25 protein-coding genes are annotated in these 26,306 nt (G+C 69.7%); 12 read left to right on the top strand and 13 right to left on the bottom strand.

Going from position 1 to position 26,306, the window contains the following annotated elements:
* Positions 1–53: 53 nt before the first annotated feature.
* Positions 54–866, bottom strand: a complete 813-nt coding sequence (locus tag RUR49_RS21650; protein ID WP_409148523.1) for a c-type cytochrome — start codon at positions 864–866, stop codon at positions 54–56.
* 372 nt (positions 867–1,238) lie between these two features.
* Between RUR49_RS21650 and RUR49_RS21645 the strand changes: the two genes are divergently transcribed.
* Both RUR49_RS21645 and RUR49_RS21640 read left to right on the top strand, forming a co-directional pair.
* Complete coding sequence (locus tag RUR49_RS21645; RefSeq protein WP_409148522.1) at positions 1,239–1,967, top strand: 3-deoxy-manno-octulosonate cytidylyltransferase; 729 nt, start codon at positions 1,239–1,241, stop codon at positions 1,965–1,967.
* A 42-nt stretch (positions 1,968–2,009) separates the two neighbouring features.
* The gene (locus tag RUR49_RS21640; RefSeq protein ID WP_409148521.1) at positions 2,010–2,903 is read left to right on the top strand and encodes a prephenate dehydratase; all 894 of its coding nucleotides are present in this window, start codon (positions 2,010–2,012) and stop codon (positions 2,901–2,903) included.
* 99 nt (positions 2,904–3,002) lie between these two features.
* On the opposite strand, the gene RUR49_RS21635 is transcribed toward RUR49_RS21640, so the two are convergent.
* The 3 genes from RUR49_RS21635 to RUR49_RS21625 form a co-directional block, all read right to left on the bottom strand.
* The gene (locus tag RUR49_RS21635) at positions 3,003–3,494 is read right to left on the bottom strand and encodes a pyridoxamine 5'-phosphate oxidase family protein (RefSeq protein WP_409148520.1); all 492 of its coding nucleotides are present in this window, start codon (positions 3,492–3,494) and stop codon (positions 3,003–3,005) included.
* A 271-nt stretch (positions 3,495–3,765) separates the two neighbouring features.
* Positions 3,766–5,130: a DUF6600 domain-containing protein gene (locus RUR49_RS21630; protein ID WP_409148519.1), complete on the bottom strand. Its 1,365-nt coding sequence runs from the start codon at positions 5,128–5,130 to the stop codon at positions 3,766–3,768.
* Positions 5,131–5,293: 163 nt separating this feature from the next.
* A complete protein-coding gene (locus RUR49_RS21625) occupies positions 5,294–7,483 on the bottom strand; it encodes an anthranilate synthase (protein WP_409148518.1) in 2,190 nt (729 codons plus the stop codon).
* Positions 7,484–7,952: 469 nt separating this feature from the next.
* Here RUR49_RS21625 and RUR49_RS21620 point away from each other — a divergent pair, with 469 nt between their 5' ends.
* The 3 genes from RUR49_RS21620 to RUR49_RS21610 all read left to right on the top strand — a co-directional run bounded on the left by RUR49_RS21620 (position 7,953) and on the right by RUR49_RS21610 (position 10,300).
* Positions 7,953–8,618 (top strand): L,D-transpeptidase, encoded by a 666-nt coding sequence (locus tag RUR49_RS21620; protein ID WP_409148750.1) that lies wholly within the window; start codon positions 7,953–7,955, stop codon positions 8,616–8,618.
* Positions 8,619–8,704: 86 nt separating this feature from the next.
* Positions 8,705–9,247 (top strand): OmpA family protein, encoded by a 543-nt coding sequence (locus RUR49_RS21615; RefSeq protein WP_409148517.1) that lies wholly within the window; start codon positions 8,705–8,707, stop codon positions 9,245–9,247.
* Between the two features lie 159 nt (positions 9,248–9,406).
* Positions 9,407–10,300: a 2-keto-4-pentenoate hydratase gene (locus tag RUR49_RS21610; protein ID WP_409148516.1), complete on the top strand. Its 894-nt coding sequence runs from the start codon at positions 9,407–9,409 to the stop codon at positions 10,298–10,300.
* Between the two features lie 39 nt (positions 10,301–10,339).
* Here the strand turns inward: RUR49_RS21610 and RUR49_RS21605 are convergent, their stop codons facing one another.
* Entirely contained in the window at positions 10,340–10,573 is a 234-nt protein-coding gene (locus RUR49_RS21605) for a hypothetical protein (protein WP_409148515.1), read from the bottom strand.
* A gap of 206 nt (positions 10,574–10,779) precedes the next feature.
* Between RUR49_RS21605 and RUR49_RS21600 the strand changes: the two genes are divergently transcribed.
* Positions 10,780–12,000 carry an NADP-dependent isocitrate dehydrogenase gene (locus RUR49_RS21600; RefSeq protein WP_409148514.1) on the top strand — a complete coding sequence of 407 codons (1,221 nt, stop codon included), beginning with the start codon at positions 10,780–10,782 and terminating at the stop codon, positions 11,998–12,000.
* A 323-nt stretch (positions 12,001–12,323) separates the two neighbouring features.
* On the opposite strand, the gene serB is transcribed toward RUR49_RS21600, so the two are convergent.
* Complete coding sequence (serB, locus tag RUR49_RS21595) at positions 12,324–13,250, bottom strand: phosphoserine phosphatase SerB (RefSeq protein WP_409148513.1); 927 nt, start codon at positions 13,248–13,250, stop codon at positions 12,324–12,326.
* Here serB and miaA point away from each other — a divergent pair.
* From miaA to ilvC, 4 genes are all read left to right on the top strand, one after another.
* Positions 13,249–14,214: a tRNA (adenosine(37)-N6)-dimethylallyltransferase MiaA gene (gene miaA / locus RUR49_RS21590; RefSeq protein ID WP_409148512.1), complete on the top strand. Its 966-nt coding sequence runs from the start codon at positions 13,249–13,251 to the stop codon at positions 14,212–14,214. The two genes, serB and miaA, sit on opposite strands and share 2 nt — an antisense overlap.
* Before the next feature lie 260 nt (positions 14,215–14,474).
* Entirely contained in the window at positions 14,475–16,241 is a 1,767-nt protein-coding gene (locus RUR49_RS21585) for an acetolactate synthase 3 large subunit (RefSeq protein WP_409148511.1), read from the top strand.
* 10 nt (positions 16,242–16,251) lie between these two features.
* Positions 16,252–16,797, top strand: a complete 546-nt coding sequence (ilvN, locus tag RUR49_RS21580; RefSeq protein ID WP_409148510.1) for an acetolactate synthase small subunit — start codon at positions 16,252–16,254, stop codon at positions 16,795–16,797.
* A 164-nt stretch (positions 16,798–16,961) separates the two neighbouring features.
* The gene (gene ilvC, locus RUR49_RS21575; protein WP_409148509.1) at positions 16,962–17,981 is read left to right on the top strand and encodes a ketol-acid reductoisomerase; all 1,020 of its coding nucleotides are present in this window, start codon (positions 16,962–16,964) and stop codon (positions 17,979–17,981) included.
* Between the two features lie 95 nt (positions 17,982–18,076).
* Here the strand turns inward: ilvC and RUR49_RS21570 are convergent, their stop codons facing one another.
* The 4 genes from RUR49_RS21570 to RUR49_RS21555 form a co-directional block, all read right to left on the bottom strand.
* Complete coding sequence (locus tag RUR49_RS21570; RefSeq protein WP_409148508.1) at positions 18,077–19,168, bottom strand: sensor histidine kinase; 1,092 nt, start codon at positions 19,166–19,168, stop codon at positions 18,077–18,079.
* Positions 19,168–19,605 carry a response regulator gene (locus tag RUR49_RS21565; protein ID WP_409148507.1) on the bottom strand — a complete coding sequence of 146 codons (438 nt, stop codon included), beginning with the start codon at positions 19,603–19,605 and terminating at the stop codon, positions 19,168–19,170. Before RUR49_RS21565 ends, RUR49_RS21570 begins: the two co-directional genes overlap by 1 nt.
* A complete protein-coding gene (locus RUR49_RS21560) occupies positions 19,602–21,107 on the bottom strand; it encodes a sensor histidine kinase (RefSeq protein WP_409148506.1) in 1,506 nt (501 codons plus the stop codon). The genes RUR49_RS21565 and RUR49_RS21560 overlap by 4 nt, the downstream gene beginning before the upstream one ends.
* A 181-nt stretch (positions 21,108–21,288) precedes the next feature.
* Positions 21,289–21,696 carry a YkvA family protein gene (locus RUR49_RS21555; RefSeq protein ID WP_409148505.1) on the bottom strand — a complete coding sequence of 136 codons (408 nt, stop codon included), beginning with the start codon at positions 21,694–21,696 and terminating at the stop codon, positions 21,289–21,291.
* A gap of 208 nt (positions 21,697–21,904) precedes the next feature.
* Here RUR49_RS21555 and RUR49_RS21550 point away from each other — a divergent pair, with 208 nt between their 5' ends.
* Entirely contained in the window at positions 21,905–22,474 is a 570-nt protein-coding gene (locus RUR49_RS21550) for a low molecular weight protein-tyrosine-phosphatase (RefSeq protein ID WP_409148504.1), read from the top strand.
* Here the strand turns inward: RUR49_RS21550 and ispG are convergent.
* The 3 genes from ispG to RUR49_RS21535 form a co-directional block, all read right to left on the bottom strand.
* Positions 22,435–23,724: a flavodoxin-dependent (E)-4-hydroxy-3-methylbut-2-enyl-diphosphate synthase gene (gene ispG, locus RUR49_RS21545; protein WP_409148503.1), complete on the bottom strand. Its 1,290-nt coding sequence runs from the start codon at positions 23,722–23,724 to the stop codon at positions 22,435–22,437. The two genes, RUR49_RS21550 and ispG, sit on opposite strands and share 40 nt — an antisense overlap.
* Before the next feature lie 82 nt (positions 23,725–23,806).
* The gene (locus RUR49_RS21540; protein WP_409148502.1) at positions 23,807–24,718 is read right to left on the bottom strand and encodes a DMT family transporter; all 912 of its coding nucleotides are present in this window, start codon (positions 24,716–24,718) and stop codon (positions 23,807–23,809) included.
* Between the two features lie 50 nt (positions 24,719–24,768).
* Complete coding sequence (locus RUR49_RS21535) at positions 24,769–25,260, bottom strand: Fur family transcriptional regulator (protein WP_409148501.1); 492 nt, start codon at positions 25,258–25,260, stop codon at positions 24,769–24,771.
* Positions 25,261–25,454: 194 nt separating this feature from the next.
* On the opposite strand from RUR49_RS21535, the gene RUR49_RS21530 reads away from it, so the two are divergent.
* On the top strand, positions 25,455–26,237 hold the full coding sequence (locus RUR49_RS21530; protein ID WP_409148500.1) for a 3-hydroxybutyrate dehydrogenase: 783 nt from the start codon (positions 25,455–25,457) through the stop codon (positions 26,235–26,237).
* The last annotated feature ends 69 nt before the right edge of the window (positions 26,238–26,306 follow it).

Here is a 26,306-nt window from a genome sequence, read left to right as displayed (position 1 = left end):
CCCCTGTCTCGTCATTCAGCCGTGCGCCCGCCGGCCGGCGGACGCCGCCCCCCTCACTGCGCCGGTGCGGCGGGGGCGGGCGTCTCGGTCGGAGCCGGGGCTTCCGTCGGTGCCGGTGCCTCGGCCGGTGCCGGAGCCTCGGTCGGCGCAGGCGCTTCGGCGGGTGCGGGAGCCTCGGCAGGCGCTGCCGGAGCAGGCGACTCCGCCGGAGCCGGCGTCTCGGCCGGGGCCGGAGCGGGGTCGGGCGACGTCGCCGTGGACGCTGCCGGAAGCGGGGTCTCGGCGGCCGGTGCGGTCTCCGTCGTCGCCGTGGCCTCCTCGACCGGCGGCAGCGGCACCGGGCTGTCGGCGAGCGTGCGCAGGTAGGCGACGAGGTCGGCGCGCTCCTGGTCGTTGCGGATGCCGGCGAAGCTCATCGCCGTGCCGTTCACGACGGCGCGCGGGTTGGCGAGGAAGGCGTCGAGGTGCGCGTAGGTCCAGGTCTTCTCCTGCTCCGCGAAGGCCTGCATGCCGGCCGAATAGCCGAAGCCCGGGTGATGGGCGATCTCGCGGTCGACGACACCCCACAGGTCCGGGCCGACCTTGTTCGGTCCGCCCTTCTCGAAGCTGTGGCAGGCGATGCACTTCTTGGCGGCGGACTCACCCTTGGCGACGTCGGCCTGGGCGAGCAGCACGGGCAGCGGCGTCGCGGCCGGGGCCTCGGCACCCTCCTCGGTCGGGGCCGCCTCGGCTACCTCGATCAGGTAGCCGGGGGTCGCCGGCGGGTGCGACGTGAAGAGCAGGTCCGAGACGAAGCCCAGGCCCATCGCGAAGACGCCGGCGCCGAGCACGGCACCGACAACCTTGTTCAGCTCGAAAGAGTCCATCGCGTCCCACTCTCGGAGGCGCCCAAAGCCGCGCAGCGCGGCCGCTACGGCGGCAGTCACGGGTCGTTCGGCAGCCTCGCCCGCGTCGAGCGGTGGCGAAGTGGCCGGCGGTTCCGGTCATATCATACGGGTCGCGGCGCCGACCGGCGGCCGCATAGCCCGACGGCGCGGAAACTAGCCGCTTCAACTCCGCTGTGTCCATGCCTATAAGTCCGCCGCGGCGTGAGACAATTCGACACCAAGCCGGCGCCGCCGCCCATGACCGCCATGTCTCGGCGCCCCCGCGATCCTCGGGTCCGCGACCGCGGCCCCCGGTTCCCGGTCACCGTGGCCTCCGCTCCACCCACCTCTCCGATACAGCCCGAGACCTCCATGGCCCGCCCGATCGTCGTCGTCCCCGCCCGCATGTCGTCGACCCGCCTGCCCGGCAAACCCCTCGCCGACATCGCCGGCAAGCCGATGATCGTCCACGTGCTCGAGCGCGGCCTCGCCGCCGGCATCGGTCCCGTGGTGGTCGCCTGCGACGATGCCGCCATCGCGGCCGCCGTGGAAGCGGCCGGCGGCACCGCGGTACTCACCCGCCCCGACCACGAGTCCGGCTCCGACCGCATTTTCGAGGCGCTCGAGACGATCGACCCCGATCGTCGCCACGACGTCGTCGTCAACCTGCAGGGCGACCTGCCGACCATCGATCCAGCGCTGCTGACCGGGGCCGCTGCCCTGCTCGACGATCCCGAGGTTGCGATCGCGACGCTCGCCTCGGAGATCGTGCGGGAGGAGGAGCGGACGCTGTCGCAGGTGGTGAAGGCGGTCGGCACGCCGATTGGCCCCCGCCGGCTGCGTGCCCTTTATTTCACCCGCGCCACCGCGCCGTGGGGGGAGGGGCCGCTGTTCCACCACATCGGCCTCTATGCCTATCGCCGGGAGGCGCTCGCCCGCTTCGTCGCCCTGCCACCGTCGCCGCTTGAGCAGCGCGAGAAACTCGAGCAGCTGCGGGCGCTGGAAGCCGGCATGCGCATCGACATCGGGCTGGTCGACGGCGTGCCTTTCGGCGTCGACACGCCCGAAGACCTCGCCCGCGCCCGCGCCGAGCTCGGGTGAGGCCGGCCCCATACCTTTCGAGACCTGACGAGGACGCATCCCATGACCGAGCGCACGCGCATCGCCTATCAGGGCGAACCCGGCGCCAACTCCCACATCGCCAGTCTGGAGATCTATCCCGACGGCGAGCCGGTGCCGTGCGCGACCTTCGAGGACTGCTTCGCGGCGCTGGAACAGCGGACCGTCGACCTCGCGATGATCCCGATCGAGAACTCGGTCGCCGGCCGCGTCGCCGACATCCACCATCTTTTGCCCGACGCGGACGTCCACATCATCGGCGAGCACTTCCTGCCGATCCGCCACCAGCTGATGGCCGTGCGCGGCGCGACGCTCGCCTCGCTGAAGACGGTGCAGAGCCACGTACAGGCCCTCGGCCAGTGCCGCCGCACCATCCGCAAGCTCGGCATCATCCCCGTCGTCGGAGCCGACACGGCCGGCTCCGCCCGCCAGATCGCCGAGATCGGCGACCCAACGCAGGCCGCCATCGCGTCGCGCCTCGCCGCCGAGATCTACGGTCTCGACGTGCTCGCAGAGGATATCGAGGACGAGGCGCACAACACGACGCGCTTCGTCATCCTGTCGCGCACACCGGCGGTGACCACCCGTGACGGCGGCCTGAAGGTGACGACGTTCGTCTTCCGGGTGCGCAACGTGCCGGCTGCCCTCTACAAGGCGCTCGGCGGCTTCGCCACCAACGGCGTTAACATGACGAAGCTCGAGTCCTACCAGCTCGCCGGGCAGTTCTTCGCCTCGCAGTTCTATGCCGACGTCGAGGGCCATCCGGACGACCCGTCGCTCGCGCTGGCACTCGAGGAACTCGCGTTCTTTTCGGCCGAGTTGAAGATCCTCGGCACCTACCCGGCCGCACCCTTCCGCGAGAAGATCCGCGAGCCGGAGTCGAACCGCGCCTTGCGGCCGACCCCCGCCGCCGAGTAGGCGGCGCTACAACCGCCCAGTGCCAAGGCAGTCGGCGTTGGCGGCGGACACGCAAACGCCGCGGACGCGGTCCGCGGCGTCATGGTGGCGATCGCCGCGTCAGCGCAGGGCGACCTTGGCGACCTTGTCCTTGTAGTCTTCCTTGGGATCGGCGCCGAACAGGGCCTTGATGCCGGCGACCAGGCTCGACGCATCGGCCCAGATTTCGGCGGTCTCGGCATCGAGCCGCAGCAGGACGAGCTTCGGGTCATCCTTGCCGCCCTCGAACCACGCGGCGACGTTGCTGTTCCAGAGCCGGTCGACCATCGCCCGGTCCTGCTCGATCGCGAGCTTGCCGTGCACGCTGGCGAAGAGGTCGTGGCCCTTGGAGGTGAACGTCGCGATGGCGCGATTTCCCGAGGGCAGCGCCTGCACGAGCCCGTTGTCCTTCGAGGTGAAGAACCAGATCGGGCCGCCGTCCTCGTCGCCGTCGAGCTGAGCCGTCATCGGCCGGGCGTGCCCGTCCTCGACGCCGTCGATGCCGACCATCATCGTCATGTCGGAGGCAAGCGCCTTCCAGAATTTGCGTTCGAGATCCGCGTCGGTGGTCATGGCTGCCGTCCTCCAGAGTGTCGCCCCTCAACGGGCGAACCACCGGGACGTTCCCAGGAGCAGAAGCAGGGCGCCGGATCTGCGGGCTGTCGCGCTTCCCGCGACGTCGTTTCTCGAGGGGATGATTCCCGGCACAAGGCCTGGAATGACGACGAAGGGGTGAGCGTCCCAAGCGTCGACTCTTCCCCCCGAAAACAAAAGCGGCCGGCGATGATCGCCGGCCGCACATTCATCCGTCAATGCCTCAGTGCGCAGCGAGCCTCGTCCGAACCTAGTTGCACTTGTTCGGATTATTCTCGCACTTCGCCTTCTGCTTCTCGGCCTTCTGCTGCTGCTTTTCCTGCTTCTGAGCCTTCTGCTCCTGGCGCTGCTGCTTCTCGGCCTTGGCTTCCTGACGCTGCTGCTTCTGGTTCTGCTCCTGGCGCTGCGCCTTCTGCTCCTGCTTCTGCTGCTTTTCGGCTTTCTGCTCCTGCCGGGCCTTCTGCTCCTGCTTGGCGTCCTGCCGCTGCTTCTGCTCCTGCTTGGTCTCCTGGCGCTGCTTCTGCTCCTGGCGCGCCTTCTGCTCCAAGCGCTCCTGCTTCGCCTGCTCCTCGCGGCGCTGCTTGTTCTGTTCTTCCTTCCGGGCCTCCTCCTTGCGGACGTCCCGGTTCTCCTGCTTCTTGGTCTCCTCGCGGACGTTCACCTTCTTGACGTCCGTCTCCTTCTTGACGTTGACGTCCTTCTTGATGACCGTCTTCTCGACCTTGACCTTCTTGACGACCTCGACCTTCTTCACCACCCGCGGCGGGTTGCGAACGACGACGCGACTGTCGTAGCGCGGCCGGTAGACGAAGATCGCATCGTTGTTGCGCACGCCCCAGGCCGGCCGGCGGGTGACGATCGTCACCTTGCGGACGGGCACGTTGCCGACGCCGACATACTTCACCACCCGCTCGCGGGCGAACGGCCGGTTCACGTAGAAGCGGTCGCGCGGCAGGTACCAGCGGCGCGGCGTGCGGTTGACGTAGACCACCGTCTCGCGGACCGGATAGGCGTACTGATAGACGCGCGGCGAGACCATCCGCGCCGTCGGCACGAATACCCACGACTGCTCGATCGCCGGCTCCGGGTTGCCGACATAGCCGACCGCATAGCCCTGCCGCGGCGGCGCGATCGGCGCCCAGCCGGTGACGCTGTCGTCCTCGCTGTCGCGCCAGTTTACCCAGGCCGGCGCCCATTCGTCGCCCGGCACCCAGTACCAGCCATAGTCGTCGTCATAGCCCCAGCGGCCGTAGTGGAAGGTCGCCCAGCCGAACGGCTCCTCGGATTCCCAGTACCAGCCATAGTCCTCGGTCCAGATCCATTGCCCGACGGTATAGGGACGCCAGTCGGGGGAGACTCCGGCCGGAATGAAGACGTAGCCGTTGTCGGGGTGCTCGACCCAGTCGCCATGGGGAGCGAGGTCCTCATAGAAGGAATCGATGTCCCTGGCTTCCTGGGCGCTCGCCTCCGGAACCAGCGAGATGCCACCGCCGGCGTTCAAGGCGGGCAGGGCCGTCACCGCCACCGCGGCGCAGGTCAGAGCCAGGATGCCCTTACCGATGAGGCTCTTGCCCACCCGGTCGGACCAGCGTCCACTCATACCGTTCGACGTCATTTCTAGGTTCTCCCGGCCGGAGTGCCCGCGCAGCCTTCTGCGCCCACCTCCGCCTTGTTGGGACGAACTTTGACGTTCGCCTGCTGAACCTGACGTGAACGATCAGCACGGCGAAACGGTGGCGCTCCGCCGAGCTGTCGTCTTCACGGTTTGTTTAGACTTTTCAGCCCGGTACGGCGCGCCGCGCGGTCTTGTCGGCAACCAGGCGGCCGATGGCGTTGCGCACGATCGCCATGCCCGTCTCGCCCGACAGCGTCATGATCGATTCGGGGTGGAACTGCACCGCCGCGATCGGTTCGCTGACGTGCTCGATCGCCATCGCCACGCCATCGGCGGTCTCGGCGGTGACGACGAGCTCCTTTGGCAGCACCGCGAGATCGGCGTAGAGCGAGTGGTAGCGGCCGACGGCGAAGTGGTCGGGCATGCCGGCGAACAGCCGCCCCGGCTCCTTTACCGTCACCTCGGACGGCTTGCCGTGCATCGGCAGCTCGAGCTGGCCGAGCCGTCCGCCGAACGCCTCGACGATCGCCTGCAGCCCGAGGCAGACGCCGAAGATCGGGATGCCGCGCGCCCGCGCCCGGGCGATCGTCGTGGCGCAGTCGAAGTCGGTCGGCCGGCCGGGGCCGGGGGACAGCACCACGAGATCGGGCCGCACCGTGTCGAAGGCCGCCTCGGCGAGCGGCGTGCGCAGCGTCGTCACCACCGCGCCGGTCTGGCGGAGATAGTCGGCGAGCATGTGCACGAACGAATCCTCGTGATCGACGAGGAGCACCCGCACCGGCTCGCCGGCGTGCGCTGCCGCAGCCGCCATCGCTGCCACCGGCGGGTTGGCCGCCTCGCGGATCGCGGCGCGCATGGCCGAGGCCTTCAGCTCCGTCTCGCGCTCCTCCTCCATCGGATCGGAATCGAACAAGACGGTCGCCCCGGCCCGCACCTCGGCGACACCGTCCTTGATGCGGACCGTGCGCAGCGTCAGGCCGGTGTTGAGGTCGCCGTTGAACAGCACCATGCCGATGGCGCCGCCGTACCAGGCCCGTGGTGTGCGCTCGTTCTCCTCGATGAAGCGCATCGCCCAGCGCTTCGGCGCGCCCGTCACCGTCACCGCCCAGGCGTGCGACAGGAAGGCGTCGAGCGCGTCCATGCCCTCGCGCAGCATCCCCTCGATGTGGTCGACGGTGTGGATGAGGCGCGAGTACATCTCGATCTGCCGGCGGCCGAGCACGCGCACCGAGCCGGGCACGCAGACGCGCGCCTTGTCGTTGCGGTCGACGTCGGAGCACATCGTCAGCTCCGCCTCGTCCTTCTTGGAGTTCAAGAGCTTGCGGATCTGCGCCTCGTCCTCGATGGCGTCGCGGCCGCGGGCGATGGTGCCGGAGATCGGGCAGGTCTCGACGCGCTTGCCGCCGGTGACGCGCACGAACATCTCCGGCGAGGCGCCGACCAGCCACTCGCCGCGCCCGAGGTTCATGAAGAAGCCGTAGGGCGCCGGGTTGATCGCCGACAGCCGCCGGCTCACCGCCGAGGGCGGCGCCGGGCAGCGCTCGGTGAACACCTGCCCCGGCACCACCTCGAAGAGGTCGCCGCGGCGGAAGTAGTCGATCGCCTTCTCGACCGTCTTGGCATACTCGCCCGGCGCATGGTCGCCGCGCCCGACGACCCGGTCGGCCGCCTCGAACGGGACCTTCTCGCCGTCGCGCGGCAGTCCCTTCGTCGAGGCGCCGCCGATGGCAAAGTCGTAGGAATGAACCGAGGCCTTGCGGCCGTAGTGGTCGACGACGAGGAACTCGTCCATCACGAACAGCACGAGGTCGCGCTGGTCGTCGGGCCGCTCGAGCTTCAAGGGCATCGGCTCGAACTGGTAGGCGAGGTCGTAGCCGAAGGCGCCGGCGAGCCCGAGGTGCGGGTCCTCGTCGGAGCGGAACAACGCCACGATCGCCCGCACCACCGAGAACACCGACGGCTGGCGCGACCGCTCCTCCTCCGTGAACGGCCCGGCCGGCTCCTTCACCGTCACCGACAGCAGGCCGGCGTCGCCGGAGACCGCGGCGACGTCCGGCGAGGCGCGCAGCACCGTCTCGATCGCGGGCACGAGCACCCGGCCGCGATCGTTCAGCGCCGTCACCGTCACCTGCCGGCCGCGCGTCTCCACCGCCACCGGCGGGTTGACCAGCGCGAAGTCCCAGCGGGTGTAGCGGCCGGGGAACTCGTAGCTCGAGGAGAACACGGCGCCGCGCTCGGCATCGAGCCGGTCGACCCAGGGCGCGATGGCGCCGGCGTAGGGAACCTCGCGGTGGCTGCGCGTCACCGCGACGCCGCCGTCGGTGACGTAGGTGACTTCCCCGGTGTGGGACATCGATCGACCCTTTCGTGCCGGCACGCTCGTGCCGGGCGGCGCCCTTCGCGAGCGACCGTCTACCAGACTTGGGCTGAGGGGGAGAACGGTGTCGACACGAAAAAGGCCGCCCGGTCACCCCGGCGGCCCCTCTTCATCGCGTCCTGAAAAACATCGCGCGCGGGCCGCCTCAGAAGGCAGGCCACCACCACGCGCCGTTGTGCAGGTTCGTCGACATGACGCGTTCGTAACGCATCCGCGTCTCGCCGACAAGCGCCGGGTGTGGCAATCTGGCGCTCGCGGCGTTGACCGCGCCGCGTTTTCGCCGCTATCTCTGCGACTTGGCCGAACCGCTTCGCGTCGGCACTTCCGCGGGGGCGCGGGACAACCGGTGGATCGATCGTCCGGCGCATCCAGGACGGGGCGGATGGCCGACGGAGGAGGACGACCGTTCATGGCTTTCGAGCGCGATAAGGCACCCGACGGGTCGATGGATGAGGCGGCGGCAGGCCGCGGACTGACGCGGCGCGAACTCGTCGCCGGCGGCCTGGCGCTGACGGCGGCGTTTGCCACCGGGCTGGCGCCGGCCTTCGCCCAGAGCAACGCCTCGAAGTGGTTCAACGGCACCACCGAGGACAACGGCGTCGTCTTCCGGGCGACCAAGTTCCAGGTGATCAAGCCGCAGTGGAAGCGGCAGATCGTGCAGTACTACAGCACCGAGCCGCAGGGCACCGTCGTCATCGATACGCGGCACCACTTCCTCTACGTGATCTTCGAGAACAACACCGCGCTACGCTACGGCGTCGGTGTCGGCAAGGAAGGCTTCAAGTGGTACGGCACGGCGCAGGTCGACCGCAAGGCGATCTGGCCGACCTGGACGCCGCCGCCCGAGATGCTGCAGCGCCGGCCGGACCTGCCGCGCTTCATGGAAGGCGGCGCCGACAACCCGCTCGGCCCCCGTGCCCTGTATCTCTATCGAAACGGCGCCGACCTCGGCTACCGCGTGCACGGCACCACCGAGCCGTGGAGCATCGGCTCGGACGTCTCCTCCGGCTGCATCCGCATGTTCAACGAGGACGTCATCGACCTCTACCAGCGCGTGCCGATCGGCACCAAGGTGCTGGTGCTGCCGCACATCGCCGAGAAGGCGACCTGAGGCGCGCCACCGGCTTCGGATGCCGTGGGGAGCATAGGGGACTGAGGGCCGTCGCCATGCGACGGCTCAAATGGAGGGGCTGCCGCGTGTCGACCAACACTTTCCTCGCGTCCGCGAGGCACCTCGGCGGTGCCCTGGCGCTGGGCCTCGCGCTCATCGTCGCCGGCTGCTCCGGCGGCTCGTTCGACGCCGGCAGCACGAACCTCACGCCGGTCGCGACCGACGCCCCGGCGATGGCCGGCCTCGCGATGGCGCCGGGCAGCGAGGAGGACTTCATGGTCAACGTCGGCCGCCGGGTCTTCTTCAAGGCCGGCTCCGACGAGATCGACCAGACCGCCATCGTCACCCTCGACAAGCAGGCCGTCTGGCTCAACCAGTACCCGACCTGGCGGGCGCGCGTGCAGGGCTTCGCCGACGACAGCGGCACGCCCGAGGCGCAGATGGCGCTGTCGCTGCGCCGTGCCGAGGCCGTGAAGGCCTTCCTCGTCTCGCGCGGCGTCGCTGCCGACCGCCTGCGCGCCAAGGGCTACGGACGCGACCGCCTCGTCCGCGACTGCCCGGAGATCGAGTGCAAGTCGCAGAACCGGCGCGTCATCACCAATCTCGACGACGACGACCTGTCGACCTGACGATCCGCCAGCCGAACGTGCTTCGAGGCCTGGTCGGCCGACGGTGTCCGCCGTCGGCACTGGGCCGCGGAGCGTGCGTCGACGGCTGGGCACGCCGCAGCCGGCTCGCTAAAGTCTGCGCTCGGCGGACGCGCCGCCTTGAGTTCGTGGGGATCTGAAATGCCGTTCCGCCCGTCGACTCTCCGCCTGACGCTCGCCCCGCTCGCCGTCGCCGCCGCCCTCGCGCTGTCGCTGCCGGGCGCAGCCATGGCCGCGTGCCCGGACGACGCGACGGTCGCGGCCTTCGCCAAGGCCTATCTCGCCAAGCAGCCGGTCGAGGCGTTCGGCACCGGGCTCGATGCGGCGGATGCCGCCTGCGCCCGCAACAAGCTCGTCGCCGATCTCGGCAAGACCCTCGGCCCCGTCGTCGGCTACAAGGCCGGCCTCACCAACAAGGCGGTGCAGGAGCGCTTCGGCGCCACGGCGCCGGTGCTCGGCGTGCTGCTGCAGGACATGATCCTCGGCGCCGGGGCGCAGCTCTCGCCGAACTTCGGCATCAAGCCTGTCTACGAGGCCGACATGGTGCTGGTCGTCGCCGACGAGGGCATCAACGCCGCCGGCACGCCGGAAGAGGCGATCCAGCACATCGCCGGCGTGCGGCCGTTCATCGAGCTCGCCGACCTGATGCTCGCCGATCCGAAGCAACTCACTGCCTCGGTACTGGCGGCCTCCAACGTCGGCGCCCGTCTCGGCGTGCTCGGCGAACTCGCGCCGATCGATACCTCGCCCGCAGGCGTATCGGCTCTCGCCAACGCTGAAGTCGTGATGACCGACGGCGACGGCGCGGTGCTGTCGACGGCCCCGGGCTCCGCCGTGCTCGGCAACCCGCTGAACGCCGTCATCTGGGTCGCCCAGGAGCTCGCCGCCGAGGGCAAGGCGCTGAAGGCCGGCGACCTCGTCTCGGTCGGCTCGTTCTCACCGCTCACGCCGCCGAAGCCCGGCCAGATCATCACCGTCACCTACAAGGGACTGCAGGGCGAGCCTTCCACCAGCGTCGAGTTCAATCTCGACTGAGCCGGAGGCCGCTGCGCCGGAGGCCATCCGGCCGGCCGTTCAGGCCCGGTCGCGCAGGCCTTCGGCGCCCGCATGGGAGGCGCAGTGGGCGCAGCAGAACATGCGGCCGTCCGCCTCGACGCCGTGACCGATGATGCGGCAGTCGCAGTGCTCGCACCGCGGCGCCGCCATCTCGATCGCGCACTCGAAGGAATCGAACGTCAGCCGTCGACCGCCGATCTCGATCCGGAAGGCCTTGTCATAGTCATTGCCGCACTGGTCGCACCGCGCCATCGCTGAAACTCCCTTTCGCCGCCCCACTCGCCTCGCAGCGACAACCGGAGGCGCCTGCGATGGTTCCCGCGGCTGTCAGTCAGCCGCTCTGGCCGTCGGGCGAGACGAATGCTATAGCGCCCCCGCTTCACCGCCGTGACGGCCGTCCTCCAGGCCCCGGCGCATCCTTCCGCCGAACCCAATTTCCGCACGCACGCGAGGACCTCATGGCGAAGATCAAGGTGGCGAATCCGGTCGTCGAGCTCGACGGTGACGAGATGACCCGGATCATCTGGCAGTTCATCAAGGACAAGCTGATCCACCCCTATCTCGACATCGACCTCCAGTATTTCGACCTTGGCGTCGAGCATCGCGACGCCACCAGCGACAAGGTGACGGTCGACGCGGCCGAGGCGATCAAGAAGGTCGGCGTCGGCGTGAAGTGCGCCACCATCACGCCGGACGAGGACCGCGTGAAGGAGTTCGGCCTGAAGGACATGTGGCGGTCGCCGAACGGCACCATCCGCAACATCCTCGGCGGCGTGATCTTCCGCGAGCCGATCATCTGCAAAAACGTGCCGCGCCTGGTGCCGGGCTGGACGCAGCCGATCGTCGTCGGCCGCCACGCCTTCGGCGACCAGTACCGCGCCACCGACTTCAAGGTGCCCGGCAAGGGCAAGCTGACGATCTCCTTCGTCGGTGACGACGGCACCAAGATCGAGAAGGACGTCTACACCTTCCCCGGCGCCGGCGTCGCTATGGCGATGTACAATCTCGATGAATCCATCAAGGATTTCGCCCGCGCCTCGTTCAACTACGGCCTGATCCGCAAGTACCCAGTCTACCTCTCGACGAAGAACACCATCCTGAAGGTCTATGACGGCCGCTTCAAGGACATCTTCCAGGAGATCTACGACGCCGAGTTCAAGACCGAGTTCGTCAAGCACGGCATCCACTACGAGCACCGGCTGATTGACGACATGGTCGCCTCGGCGCTGAAGTGGTCGGGCGGCTATGTCTGGGCGTGCAAGAACTACGACGGCGACGTGCAGTCCGACATCGTCGCCCAGGGCTTCGGCTCGCTCGGCCTGATGACCTCGGTGCTGATGACGCCGGACGGCAAGGTGGTCGAGTCCGAGGCCGCGCACGGCACGGTGACGCGCCACTATCGCCAGCACCAGCGTGGCGAGGAGACCTCGACCAACTCGATGGCCTCGATCTTCGCCTGGACGCGGGGCCTGATGCACCGCGCCAAGCTCGACGGCAACGCCGACCTGCAGCGCTTCGCCGAGACGCTGGAGAAGGTCTGCATCGAGACGGTCGAGGCCGGCTACATGACGAAGGACCTGGCGCTCCTCGTCGGCGACACCCAGAGCTGGCTGTCGACCACCGGCTTCCTCGAGAAGATCGCCTCGAATCTCGAAGCGAAGATGGCGAGCTGGAAGTAAGCAGCGGCGGTTGGCCGGTAGGCACCCACCCGCCCCTTGAGGGGGCGGGTCGGCGACCTTCGGTCGCCGGGGCGGGGTGACGCCGCCGGGAGGCGGCGAGAAAAGTCAGCGACTTCGGCTGCGTCGCAAGTCGTGTGCGGGCTGCCGCCCGCGGTCACCCCACCCCGCCGCGCCTTCGGCGCGACGACCCTCCCCCTCGAGGGGAGGGTGGCGGAAGCGCGGTGCGATTGTCTCTGACGCCGTACCGCCGCGCTTGTGCGCGGCGGCCCCCTCCGGCGGGCTTCGCCCGCCACCTCCCCCACGAGGGGGGAGGGGAGGCAGCCTCAGCCCCCCGCGAACTCCGCCGCCCGATACCCCTGGAAGTACAACAGCGCCGTCAGATCCCCGTGGTCGACGCGGGCATCCGCCTCAGCCGCGACGGCGGGCTTCGCGCGATACGCGACGCCGAGGCCCGCATCGCGGATCATCGCGAGGTCGTTGGCGCCGTCGCCGACGGCGAGCGTCTCCGACAAAGACAGGCCAAAGCGGGCGGCGAGCGCGTGCAGGCGCTCGCGCTTGGCGTCCTGGCCGAGGATCGGCTCGGTGACGCGGCCGGCCAGCCGTCCCGCCTCGATGATGAGCTCGTTGGCATTGTGCTCGTCGAAGCCAAGCGCGGCCGCCACGCGCTCGGTGAAGACCGTGAAGCCGCCCGAGACGATCGCCGCGTAGCCGCCGTTGGCCCGCATCGTCGCCGCGAGCGTCGCCGCCCCCGGCATCTCGCGGATGCGCTCGCGCCAGACCGTCTCGACGACGCCGGCATCGAGCCCTGCGAGCAGCGCGACGCGCTCGCGCAAGGCCGGCTCGAAGGCGATCTCGCCGCGCATCGCCCGCTCGGTGATCGCCGCGATCTTCGGCTTCAGCCCGAGCTCGGCGGCGAGCTCGTCGATGCACTCCTGGCCGATCAGGGTCGAATCCATGTCGGCGACGAGAAGCCGCTTGCGGCGGCCGGCGGCCCGCTGCACGAAGACGTCGATCGGACGGCCCCGGAGTGCTGCGCGCACCGCGTCCTCGATGGCGCGGATCGCGCCGCCGGCGGCCGGTCCGTCGGCAGCTGCAGCGCCATCGGCGGCGAAGACGAGGTCCGCCGCGACACCGGGTGCGAGCACCGTCGCCTCGGCAGGCACCGGCAGGGCGGCGCGGGCGGCGGCTAGGACGGTTTCATCGACGGCGGGCGCGGACGGGTTCGAGACGAGGGTGGCGACGAGGGTCATGCAGGAATTCCGGGGCCCGGGGAGACGCGGGGAGGGGCGCGCGCGGGCGATCCTGATAGCCGGGCCGACGGCGAGCGGCAAGTCGGCCTTGGCGCTCGCCGTCGCCGCGCGCACCGGCGGCTTCGTCGTCAATGCCGACGCCATGCAGGTCTACCGCGAGCTCAAGGTCCTGACCGCCCGGCCGTCGCCCGAGGAGGAGTCGCGCGCGGCGCACCGCCTCTACGGGCACGTCGCGGGCGCCCAGGCCTATTCGGTCGCCCGCTGGCTCGCCGACCTCGCGCCGGTGCTGGTTGAAGCCGCGGAGAGCGGCCGGCCGGCGATCATCGTCGGCGGCACCGGGCTCTATTTCGAGGCGCTGACGCGCGGTCTGGCCATGGTGCCGGAGATCCCCGACGCGGTGCGCGAGAAGATCCGCCAGCAGGCGGCCTGCCTCGGCCCCGTCGGTCTGCATGCTCGCCTCGCCGCCCGTGATCCCGCGAGTGCGGCGCGTCTGCGCGACAGCGATCCGCAGCGGCTGATGCGGGCGCTGGAAGTGTTCGAGGCGACCGGCCGCTCGCTCACCGAATGGCAGGCCGAGCCGCCACCGCCGCCGCTGCTGCCCGATCCGACCGTCCGCGTCGTCATCGCCCCCGACCGCGCCTGGCTGCACCAGCGCATCGCCGAGCGCTTCGAGGCGATGGTGGCGGCTGGTGGCGTAGAGGAGGCGGCGGCCTTCGCGGCCCTCGGCCTCGACCCGGCGCTGCCGGCGATGCGGGCGATCGGCGTCGCGCCGCTCGCCGCCGCAGCCCGCGGGGAGGTCGCGCTGGAGGAGGCGATCCGCCGGTCCGTCGTCGACACCCGCCGCTACGCCAAGCGGCAGGAAACCTGGTTACGCAACCGCATGGGCGACTGGGGCCGGATCGAGCCGCGCAACATTGCGGAAGCCGCGGCGTCGATTTCGCAACATCCGGAAATCGCCCCTTGACCGGCTGCGGAGCCGCGTCTAGGGTCCGCCGCGAAATCGACGGACAGCAAAGGCCTCCGGGCCGGACGCGCCGGGCGGGAAGACCGAGAGACCCATGACGAGCCTGAAGCTTATCGTAATCGGGAGGCGCGCCGCCGGGATGGTATGACCATCCGGGTCTACGGTGGTGCGCACACGCGAGGCTCCTTCGGGGGCCTTTTTTGTTGCCCGCGCGACAGGCGGGCGGAGACGGCGGGAACAGCCGAGCCGGAGTGAAGACGATGACGCGGGAGATGACGGGAGCCGAGATGGTCGTCCAGGCGCTGGCCGACCACGGGGTCGACACGCTGTTCGGCTATCCGGGCGGCGCGGTGCTGCCGATCTATGACGAGATCTTCCAGCAGGAGAAGGTCCGCCACATCCTCGTGCGCCACGAGCAGGGCGCCGGCCATGCCGCCGAGGGCTATGCCCGCTCGACCGGCAAGCCGGGCGTCTGCCTGGTCACCTCGGGCCCCGGTGCCACCAACATCGTCACGCCGCTGACCGATGCGCTGATGGATTCGATCCCGATGGTCGTCATCACCGGCCAGGTGGCGACGCACCTGATCGGCAACGACGCCTTCCAGGAGTGCGACACCGTCGGCATCACCCGGCCGTGCACCAAGCACAACTGGCTGGTGAAGCGCATCGAGGACCTGCCGCGCATTCTGCACGAGGCGTTCTATGTCGCCACCAGCGGCCGCCCCGGCCCGGTGGTCGTCGACATCCCGAAGGACATCCAGTTCACCCGCGGCATCTACACGGGCCCGAAGAACGTCGTCCACAAGACATACCGTCCGAAGGTGAAGGGCGACCTGTCGGCCATCCACGCCGCCGTCGAATTGATGGCGCACGCCAAGCGACCGGTGTTCTACACCGGCGGTGGCGTCATCAATTCCGGCCCGGCGGCGAGCCAGCTCCTGCGCGAGCTCGTCCGGCTGACCGGCTTCCCGATCACCTCGACGCTGATGGGCCTCGGCGCCTTCCCGGCCTCCGACCGGCAGTGGCTGGGCATGCTCGGCATGCACGGCACCTACGAGGCGAATCTGGCGATGCACGACTGCGACGTGATGATCTGCGTCGGCGCCCGCTTCGACGACCGCATCACCGGCCGCCTCGACGCCTTCTCGCCGAACTCGAAGAAGATCCACATCGACATCGACCCGTCCTCGATCAACAAGACGGTGAAGGTCGACGTGCCGATCGTCGGCGACGTCGCTCACGTGCTCGAAGACATGGTGCGCCTGTGGCGCTCGGAGGCGCACGTCTCCGACCGCAAGGCGCAGGAGCGCTGGTGGAGCGAGATCGACGGCTGGCGGGCGAAGAAGAGCCTCGCCTATCAGCGCCGCCGCGACGTCATCATGCCCCAGTACGCCATCGAGCGGCTTTATGCGCTGACGCGCGACAAGGACGTCTACGTGACGACCGAGGTCGGCCAGCACCAGATGTGGGCGGCGCAGTTCTTCAAGTTCGAGGAGCCGAACCGCTGGATGACCTCGGGCGGCCTCGGCACCATGGGCTACGGCCTGCCGGCGGCGATCGGCGTCCAGCTCGCCCATCCGGGTAGCCTGGTCGTCGACATCGCCGGCGACGCCTCTGTGCTGATGACCATGCAGGAGATGTCGACGGCCGCGCAGTACGACCTGCCGATCAAGATCTTCATCCTCAACAACCAGTACATGGGCATGGTCCGCCAGTGGCAGCAGCTGCTGCACGGCAACCGCCTGTCGCATTCCTACACCGAGGCGCTGCCGGACTTCGTCAAGCTCGCCGACGCCTATGGCTGCCACGGCATCCGCTGTGAAAAGCCGGACGAGCTCGACGACGCCATCACCGAGATGATCTCGGTGAAGCGGCCGGTGCTGTTCGACTGTCGCGTCGCCAATCTCGCCAACTGCTTCCCGATGATCCCGTCGGGCAAGGGGCACAACGAGATGCTGCTCGGCGAGGAGGTCACCGACGAGGACCTCGCCGAGGCGATCGACGACGCTGGCAAGATGCTGGTTTGAGGGCGGTCCGATGCTGATGAAGGTGGAAGAGAAGAAGAACCCGATGCGCGCCCCCGATCCGAGCGAGAAGCACACGCTGTCCGTCGTCGTCGACAACGAGCCGGGTGTGCTCGCCCGCGTCATCGGGCTGTTCTCCGGCCGCGGCTACAATATCGACAGCCTGACGGTCTCGGAGACGCAGCACGACAAGCACGTCTCGCGCATCACCATCGTCACCACCGGCGCGCCGATGGTGATCGAGCAGATCAAGAGCCAGCTCGCGCGCCTTGTGCCCGTGCACCGGGTCGCCGACCTCACCGTCGGCGGCGCGGCGATCGAGCGCGAGCTCGCGCTCGTCAAGCTGATCGGCCGCGGCGAGGCGCGCGTCGAGGCGCTGCGGCTGGCGCAGGCCTTCGCGGTGAAGACGGTGGACGCGACGCTCGAGTCGTTCGTGTTCGAGATCACCGGCCTGACCGAGGAGATCGACCGCTTCATCGACCTGATGGCGGCGCTCGGCAAGGTGGAGGTGTCGCGCACCGGCATCGCCGCCATAGCCCGCGGCGCCGAGGGCCTCTGAGCCCGCAGACCTTGAAGACGACGGCCCGCGCCAGCCCCGGCGCGGGCCGCGTTGCTTCGCGGCGCGTGCCGGCTTAATACGCGCGCGTGAACTTCCGAGCCGGCGGCCGCCGGTCCTCCACCCACCGAGCCTTCTCACTCCGCCCAAGCAAGGACAGAACAACGATGCGCGTCTACTACGATCGGGATGCCGACCTGAACCTCATCAAGGGCAAGAAGGTCGCCATCGTCGGCTACGGCAGCCAGGGCCACGCCCATGCGCTGAACCTGAAGGACTCGGGCGTCAAGGAGGTGGCGGTGGCGCTGCGTCCGGGCTCCCCCACGGCCAAGAAGGCCGAGGCCGCCGGTCTGCCGGTGATGAGCCCCGCCGACGCCGCCAAGTGGGCCGACGTGGTGATGATGCTCACCCCCGACGAGCTCCAGGGCGACATCTACCGCGAGAGCCTCGCCCCCAACATGAAGCAGGGCGCCGCGCTGCTCTTCGCGCACGGCCTCAACGTCCACTTCAACCTGATCGAGCCGCGCGCCGACCTCGACGTGCTGATGGTCGCCCCCAAGGGTCCCGGCCACACGGTGCGCTCGGAGTACCAGCGCGGCGGCGGCGTGCCCTGCCTGATCGCGATCGCGCAGGATTCCTCCGGCAACGCCCATGATCTCGGCCTGTCCTATGCGAGCGCCATCGGCGGCGGCCGCGCCGGCATCATCGAGACAACGTTCCGCGAGGAATGCGAGACCGATCTGTTCGGCGAGCAGGTCGTGCTCTGCGGCGGCCTCGTCGAGCTCATCAAGGCCGGCTTCGAGACGCTGGTCGAGGCCGGCTATGCTCCGGAGATGGCTTACTTCGAGTGCCTGCACGAGGTGAAGCTGATCGTCGACCTCATCTACGAGGGCGGCATCGCCAACATGAACTACTCGATCTCCAACACCGCCGAGTTCGGCGAGTACGTCACCGGCCCTCGCATCATCACCGATGAGACGAAGGCGGAGATGCGCAAGGTGCTGAAGGACATCCAGTCCGGCAAGTTCACCCGCGACTGGATGCTCGAGAACAAGGTCAACCAGACCTCGTTCAAGGCGACCCGCGCCGCCATGGCCGGCCATCCGATCGAGGAGGTCGGCGCCCGGCTTCGCGACATGATGCCGTGGATCAAGGCGAAGGCGCTGGTCGACAAGACGAAGAACTGAGCGGAGACGGCCCGGCTGCGAGGCCGGGCCTCCTTCTGCATGTTGTGACGACGGCGGCGCCTTGCGCCGCCGTTCTCATTTGCGCCGGCCGGGCCTCAGCTCGCCATCGCCTCGGCGCCGCTGGTGTCGAGCTTCAGCGGGAAGGACAGGCGGACGCGGGTGCCGCGCTCGACGGGGTCGAAGACGATCTCGCCGCCGAGCTTGGCGGCCATCGCCGCGACGATGCGCCGGCCGAGGCCGGTGGAGCGCGGCGCGCCGCCGGCATCGAAGCCGACGCCGTCGTCCTCGACGATGAGGTCGCACTCGCGGCTCTCGCGGCAGCCGAAGCGCACCCGGACCGGCCCGCTGCCGTCGGGATAGGCGTATTTCTGGGCGTTGAGGATGAGTTCGGTGACGACGACGCCGAGGGCGACGGCGCGGTCTGGCTCGATCTCGATCGGCTCGGCCTCGACCGAAATCATCGCAGCCGAGCGCTCGGCGTGGCCGGCGAGGCGGATGTCGGAGACGAGCGAGCCGAGATACTGGTCGACACCCACCGTGTGGACCTGGCCGGAGGCATAGAGGCGCCGGTGCACCTGCGCGACCGCGATGACGCGGTTGCGCGCCTCCGACAGTGCGTCGCGGATTTCCTGGTTGCTGGCGGCGGTCGACTGCAGCTGCAGCAGGGCGGCGATCAGCTGCAGGCTGTTGCCGACGCGGTGGTTGACCTCGTTGAGGAGCACCGCCCGCTCGGTGGCGAGCGCCTCGAAGCGGTCGCGCGAGGCGCGCAGCTCGGCCTCGGCGGCATCGCGCTCGCGGCGGACGCGCACCGTCTCCAAAGCGCCGTCGATGGCGGCCTGCAGGAGTTCGAGGAACTCCCCCTGCACGTCCTTGACGACATAGTCGACGGCGCCGGCCTTCAGGGCCGCGACGGCGACGCTGCCCTCCTGGGTGCCGGTGACGTAGACGACGGGCGGCGGATCGGTCATCCCGCGGATGGCGGCGAGGGTCGATAGCCCGTCGCGGCCGGGCATGTAGTGGTCGAGGGCGACGACGTCGACACCGCCCGCCGCGATGCGGGCGAGCCCCGCATCGCCATCGGGGGCGGTCTCGACGTGGTAGCCGCGTCGCTGAAGGTGCTTCTGCACGAGCCGCGCCAGGCCGGCGTCGTCGTCGATATAGAGGACGCGCACCGCCCGTTCGGCCATCACTCCGCCTCGGGGACCTGGATCACCGCGAAGAACAGGCCGAGCTGCCGGATGGCATTGGCGAAATTCTCGTAGTTGACCGGTTTCGTCACGTAGACGTTGCAGCCGAGATCGTAGCAGCGCTGGATCTCACGCTTGTCGTCGGTGGTGGTGAGGACGACCACCGGGATGCGCTTCAGGTGTTCGTTCTCCTTGACCCGCTTCAGGATGTCGATGCCGGTCATGTCCGGCAGGTTGAGGTCGAGCAGGATCAGAAGCGGCTTGCCGCGGTTGACCAGCGCGGTGCCGTCGGCGCCGAACAGGTAGTTGATGGCGCCGGTACCGTCGCGAAACGGCACGATCTCATTGTTGACGCCGGCGCGCCGGATGTTCTTCTCGATGAGGCGCGCGTGGCCCTCGTCGTCCTCGATCATGACGATGGTGACGGGAACGGTCATCCCGGTTCCTCCTGCAGTCGTTCCTGGGTGGGCGCCAGCCAGCGCCGTGGCAGGCGCACCGTAAAGGTCGTTCCCTTATTCAATTCTGATCGCACCGTGATGGCGCCGCCGAGGCGCCGCACGAGTGTCTTCACGTGGGCGAGACCGATGCCCTCGCCGGGCTGGTCCTGCGCACCCGCGCGCCGGAAGAGCTCGAACACCCGTTCGAGGTCGCGCGCGTCGATGCCGCGGCCGTTGTCGCTCACCTCGTAGACGACCGAGCGGCCATCGAACCGGCCGCTGATCTCGACTCGGGCCGGCACGTCACGTCGCCGGTACTTGATGGCATTATCGATCAGATTGGTGAAGACCTGTTCGAGCGCCAGCCGGTCCGTCTCGAGCGAGGGCAGCGTGCCGATCACCAGCGACGCGTCGATCTCCTGCAGGCGATGGGCGAACGAGGCGCCGATGCCCTCGGCGACCGCCTTGGCGTCGATCACTTCCGGGCGGAACTCGCGACGGCCCTCGCGCGACAGCCGCAGGATGGCGTTGATGAGCCGGTCCATCTTGTCGATCGACGACTTGATGAAGCGCAGCGCCTCGTCGAAGTCCGAGGCGAGCTCGCCGTCCTCGCCCTCTTCCTCGCCCGCCTTGGCGCGCAGCTCCTGCAGGCGCGTAAAGGCATCGGACCGCAACGCCTCGAGCTCGCTCGTGAAGCCCATGATGTTGACGAGCGGTGCCCTGAGGTCGTGGCTGACGATGTAGGCGAAGCGCTGGATCTCGAGGTTCGCCTCACTGAGGTCGGACGTGCGCTCGGCGACGCGGGCCTCGAGATCGACATTCGCCGACGCCAGTGCCGCGTGGGCCTCGGCGAGCTCTCGCGTCGCCTTGCCGACGAGATAGAGCGCGAAGGCGGCGACGCCGAGGATGATGAGGATGCCGGCCACCGTCACCACGATGAGCGCGAGGCTGGAGAGCCGGGCAGCGCTCGACCGCTCGGCGGAATCGCGCCGTTCGATCTCGCGCATTGCCTCGAAGCCGTCGGCGATCTGCTCCATCAGGCTTTCGCCCCGACCGCTGCGAACCGTCGCCAGCGCACCGGCGGCGTCGCCTGCGGCCACGAGGGCGACCGTCTCGGCGAGTTCGGCGAGCTTCTCATCGATGATCGGAACGAGCGCCTCGAGCCGGGCGGACTGTTCGGGATCGTCGGCGAGTACCTCGCGCAAGCGTTGCGTCGCCGGTGGCACCAGCGCGGCCGCCTGCTCGTACTCTTCGAGCATGCGCTGCTCACCGGTGAGGACGTAGCCGCGTTGAAAGCTCTCGACCCGGCGGATGCGCGCCTGCTGGGTGGTCAGGTCGTATTGGACCTGCACGCTGGCCGCGACCGCCGCGGCGTCCTCCTGCGACTTGAAGACGAGCCAGGCCGAGGTGGCGCCGATGGCGGCGAGCACCAGGAATCCGGCCAGGATCAGCAGCGGCTGACCGGTGTACCAGTGCGGTGTGTAGGTGACGGTGCGTGGCAACAGGAGGGAGTCCGTGGAGAAGGGCGTGACAACACGTCGATCCGCGCCGGACGTCCGGTCACCCGGCATCCCAGCGCGGCGCATCGTCTTCCCGTCCTGAGAACCGCGCGGCAAGCGAAAGGTTCCCGAGGGCCGATTTTATTTTTCCGGCAGCACCGGCGGTTTCTCTGGCCGGCCGGGTTCAGCGTGCGCTGTCGAGCGCCTGGCGCGCGGCGGTGCGGTGCTCGTCGGTGATGTGGGCGCGCACCACACCGAGGACACCGAGGAGGACGGTGACGTCGTCGGTGAAGCCGATGCCGGCGAGGATGTCGGGAACCATGTCGACCGGCATGACGAAATAGGCAAGCGCCCCGAGCAGCATCGCCCGCACGCGTAGCGGCGTCCGGCGGTCTAGCGCACAGTAGTAGGCGGCGACGAGCTCGTCGGCGAAGGGCACGTGGCTCGCCGCCCGCTTCATCGTCGGCCAGAAGCCGCGGCGGACACGCCGTTCGTTGCCCTCGGCGCGCGCCTCGTGCGCGAAGCCGCCATAGGCGGTGTCGGCGTCGAAATCGTCACCGGGATAGGTGGCGGAGGCGGACGGGCGGGGCATGGCGGTGGTCTCTCCTTGACCGGCGGACAACGCGGCGAGCCGGCATTGGTTCAGATCGCAGATGGCCCCGGTGCCACGGCGCTGCAAGAGGACGGGTCAGATCCGCGTCGGATGGGGCCGTCTTCGCGCGCCCCGCGGCGTTGGCGCCTTCGCAGCCGGGTGCTACCAGAGGCCTCACGCCCTCAGCCGCCCGCGGGAGACGACCGCCATGAGCCGAAGCGATCCCGAACCGCGAGCCGAGGGGCCGTTCCCGGCGCCAGAAGAGGGCGAGGATCGCATCGGCGTCCTGTTCGTCTGCCTCGGCAACATCTGCCGGTCGCCGCTGGCGGAAGGCGCCTTCCGGCACGCCGTCGCCGCTCGCGGGCTCGAGCACCGCTTCCGGATCGATTCCGCCGGCATCTCCGACTTCCACGAGGGCGATCAGCCCGATCGACGCGCCATCGCCACCGCTGCGGCGCGCGGCCTCGACATCTCCGGCCAACGTTCGCGGCCGGTGCGCCCCGGCGACTTCGTCGCCTTCGACTGGATCCTGGCGATGGACGGGGCGAACCTCACCGCCCTCGACGCCGCGGCGCCGGACCACGCGACGGCCCACGTCGGGCTGCTGCTGGAGGTGGCGGAGGGGCGGGCGAAGGCCGTGCCGGATCCCTACTACGACGGCCCGGCGGAGTTTAAGGCCGTGCTCGAGACGGTGAGCCGGGCCGCCGAGCGCCTGCTCGACCGGCTGCTCGGCGAGCCTCAGCTCGGACGGGCGGCGCCGAAGCGGCGCTCGACGTAGGTCTCGACCATCGCCTTGAACTCGGCGGCGATCGTTGGCCCGCGCAGCGTCGCCGCCTTGGCGCCGTCGATGAACACCGGCGCGGTCGGCGTCTCGCCGGTACCGGGCAGCGAGATGCCGATGTCGGCGTGCTTCGACTCGCCCGGGCCGTTGACGATGCAGCCCATCACCGCGACCTTCATCGTCTCGACGCCCGGATAGGTCTCCCGCCACACCGGCATCCGTTCGGTGAGGTGGGCCTCGATCTCCTTGGCGAGCTCCTGGAACACCGTCGAGGTCGTCCGTCCGCAGCCCGGGCAGGCGGAGACCACCGGCACGAAGGCGCGGAAGCCCATCGTCTGCAGGAGCTCTTGGGCGACCTTCACCTCGAGCGTGCGGTCGCCGTTCGGCTCGGGCGTCAGCGAGATGCGGATGGTGTCGCCGATACCCTCCTGCAGCAGCACCCCGAGGGCGGCAGAGGAGGCGACGATGCCCTTCGAACCCATGCCGGCCTCGGTGAGGCCGAGGTGGAGCGCATAGGGGCCGCGGCGGGCGAGCTCGCGATAGACCGCGATCAGCTCCTGCACCTGGCTCACCTTCGCCGACAGGATGATGCGGCTGGCCGGCAGACCGATCTCCTCGGCGCGCTGCGCCGACAAAATCGCCGAGCGCACGATCGCCTCGCGCAGCATCGCAGGCGCCGGCAGGGGCGTCGGCGAAGCAGCGTTCTCGTCCATCAGAAGGGTGAGCAGCTCCTGGTCGAGCGAGCCCCAGTTGACGCCGATGCGGACCGCCTTGTCGAGCTTCGCGGCGAGCTCGACGATTGCGCCGAACTGACGGTCGCGCTTCTCGCGGAAGCCGACATTGCCGGGATTGATGCGGTACTTCGCGAGCGCCTCGGCGCAGGCCGGGTAATCGGCGAGGAGCTTGTGGCCGACATAGTGGAAGTCGCCGACGAGCGGCACCGGCAGCCCCATGCGGGCGAGCCGGTCGCGGATTACCGGCACGGCGGCGGCCGCTTCCGGCCGGTCGACGGTGATGCGGACGATCTCCGAGCCGGCGCGGGCGAGTGCCGCCACCTGGCGGACGGTCGCCTCGATGTCGGCGGTGTCGGTGTTCGTCATCGACTGCACGACGATCGGCGCGCCGCCGCCGACCATGACGCCGCCGACATCGACGGCGACGCTCTCGCGGCGTAGTGCCGGGCCGGCCACGGTCGGGCGGGCCTCGACGGATGCGGCGAAGTCTGCGACGGGCGTGTGAGCTGTCATCGGCCTCGGTCCGGCGTCCCCTCTCGAAGGCGTGCCAGAGGGGCCGGGCGGCGTCAACCCAAGGGCGTCAACCCGGCTGGCGTCAAGCGCGCTTGACGCGGGCGTTGACGAACATCAGCCCCACCACGACGAGGACGGCAGCAAGCGCCAGCGACCACGTCAGGGGCTCGCCGATGAGGACGACGCCGAAGGCGACGCCGAACAGCGGCGTCATCGCGGTCGCCGCCTGCAGCGGCCCGGCGGGATGTCGGCTGACGAGGCGGAACCAGAAGACGAAGGTGACGAAGGCGATCCACACCGTCTGGTAGGTCATCCAGCTGATCGCCTCGAATGACACGGGCCCGGCGATCTCTTCCCCCAGCAGTGCCGCCGTCACCCACGCCATCGCGGCGGAGACGACCAGCTGGTAGAGGATCACCTTCTCCGGCGGGGCGTAGCGCAGGCGGGTGGCGCGGATCATCAGGGTCGTCGCCCCCCACAGCGCGCCGCCGGCGAGGCAGAACAGGTCGCCGACGAGGCTCGCCCCGCTCGCGCCCGGCACCGGCACGCCGAGCGCCACCACGACGCCGATGAACGACAAGGCGAGCCCCAGCCACTGCCCGCGCCGGAGCCGTTCGCCCGGCAGGAGCCAGACGGCGCCGAGCGCGACGAAGAAGGGCGCGGTGTAGAGGAAGACGACGGAGCGGCTCGCCGCCGTCCACGACAGGCCGAGATAGATCAGCACGAACTCGGCGCCGAACAGCAGTCCGATGCCGAGGCCGTAGAGGATGGTGCCGTCGGCGCGGAACACCGGCACGCCGCGCGCGAAGGCGTAGGCGAGCATCAGGAGCGCGCCGCCGGACGAGCGGATCGCCATCTGCGTCATCGGCGGGATCTCCGCCATCGCGATCTTGATGCCCGCCTGCTGCAGCCCCCAGCTGGCGCACAGCATCACGAGCAGCGCGATCACCGACGCGTCGAAGCTGCGGGCAGGCCGCAGGGCGGTGGTGGGCATGGGTGATCCGGACGCGAGGAGGCGGGGAGGGGCTGGACGGAGAGGGCGCCTCAGTCGGCGTGGGACGGCTCGGGGGTGTTGGCGCAGTGCCGGCAGACGCCGAGAATCTCGAGGGCCGCCGAGCGCGGGCGGAAGCCGGCCGGCGCGCAGGTGCGCTCGAGGTCGATGCCGACCTCGTCGGCGGCGACCTCGCCGACCTGGCCACAGCGGTCGCAGATGAGGAACACGAGCGGCCGGGCCGCGTCGTGGTGGCCGGCACAGGCGACGAAGGCGTTCAGCCGCTCGATGCGGTGGGCGAGCCCGTTCTCGGTGAGGAAGGACAGCGCACGGTAGACGGTGATCGGCGCCGGGCGCGGCCCTTCCGCGGCGAGCTGCTCGATGAGGTCGTAGGCGCCGACGGGGGCGTGGCTGCGGGCGAGTGCCTCCAGCACGCGGCGGCGTCCGGGCGACAGCGTCAGCCCCTGCGCCCGGCAGGTCGCCTCGGCGCGCGCCAGGGTATCGACGGCGCACGCGTCGTGGTCGTGGCCGGCAGGCGGGAACATCGTGCCCACCGTGTCGGCCGCGGCGGGATGGTCGTGGTGATGATCATGGGGCCGGGGCGCCCCGGCCTGTCGTTCGCGCATCATGGGCCGACGATAGCACGCCCGCAGGCGCCGCGTCGCTGCAGCGCAGCGGTCACTGGTTCGCAGCGCAGCAACCGTCTAAAAGCGGTGCTCGCAACCACTGGAGAGACGACATGCTGAAGGGCAAGAACGCCGTCGTGACGGGATCGACCTCCGGCATCGGGCTCGCGATCGCGCGCGCCTTCGCGGCGAAGGGCCTGAACGTGACGATCAACGGCTTCGGCGACGCCGCGGCGATCGAGGCGGAGCGGGCCCGGATCACCGCCGATTTCGGCGTGCAGGCCGCCTATTCCGGCGCCGACATGACGAAGCCGGCCGAGATCGCCCAGATGATCGCCGACGCCGAGAAGCGCTTCGGCTCGGTCGACGTGCTCGTCAACAATGCTGGCATCCAGTTCGTCGCGCCGGTCGAGGAGTTCCCGCTGGAAAAGTGGGACCAGATCATCGCCATCAACCTGTCGGCCGCCTTCCACGCCATCCGCGCGGCGGTGCCGGGGATGAAGGCGCGCAAGTGGGGCCGCATCATCTCGACTGCCTCCGCCCACGCCCTCGTCGCCTCGCCCTACAAGGCGGCCTACGTCGCCGCCAAGCACGGCATCGCCGGCCTGACGAAGACCGTGGCGCTGGAGACGGCGCAGTCCGGCATCACCGTCAACGCCATCTGCCCGGGCTATGTCTGGACGCCGCTCGTCGAGAGCCAGATCCCCGACACGATGAAGGCACGCGGCATGACGGCCGAGCAGGTGAAGAAGGACGTCATGCTCGCCGCCCAGCCGACGAAGGAGTTCGTCACCGTCGAGCAGGTCGCGGCCTTCGCCTGCTTCCTCGCCTCCGACGAGGCGGCCCAGATCACCGGCGCCATCCTGCCCATCGACGGCGGCTGGACGGCCGCGTAAGACCTGGGCCGACAGCCTGCCACACCCGGCAACGGCGCCACTGCGGCGCCGTTCGCGCACTCTCCCACC

It is taken from the genome of Pseudoxanthobacter sp. M-2 (assembly GCF_046156265.1).
Lineage (GTDB): Bacteria > Pseudomonadota > Alphaproteobacteria > Rhizobiales > Segnochrobactraceae > CAMDHY01.
This window is presented reverse-complemented; position numbering and strand designations above follow the sequence as displayed.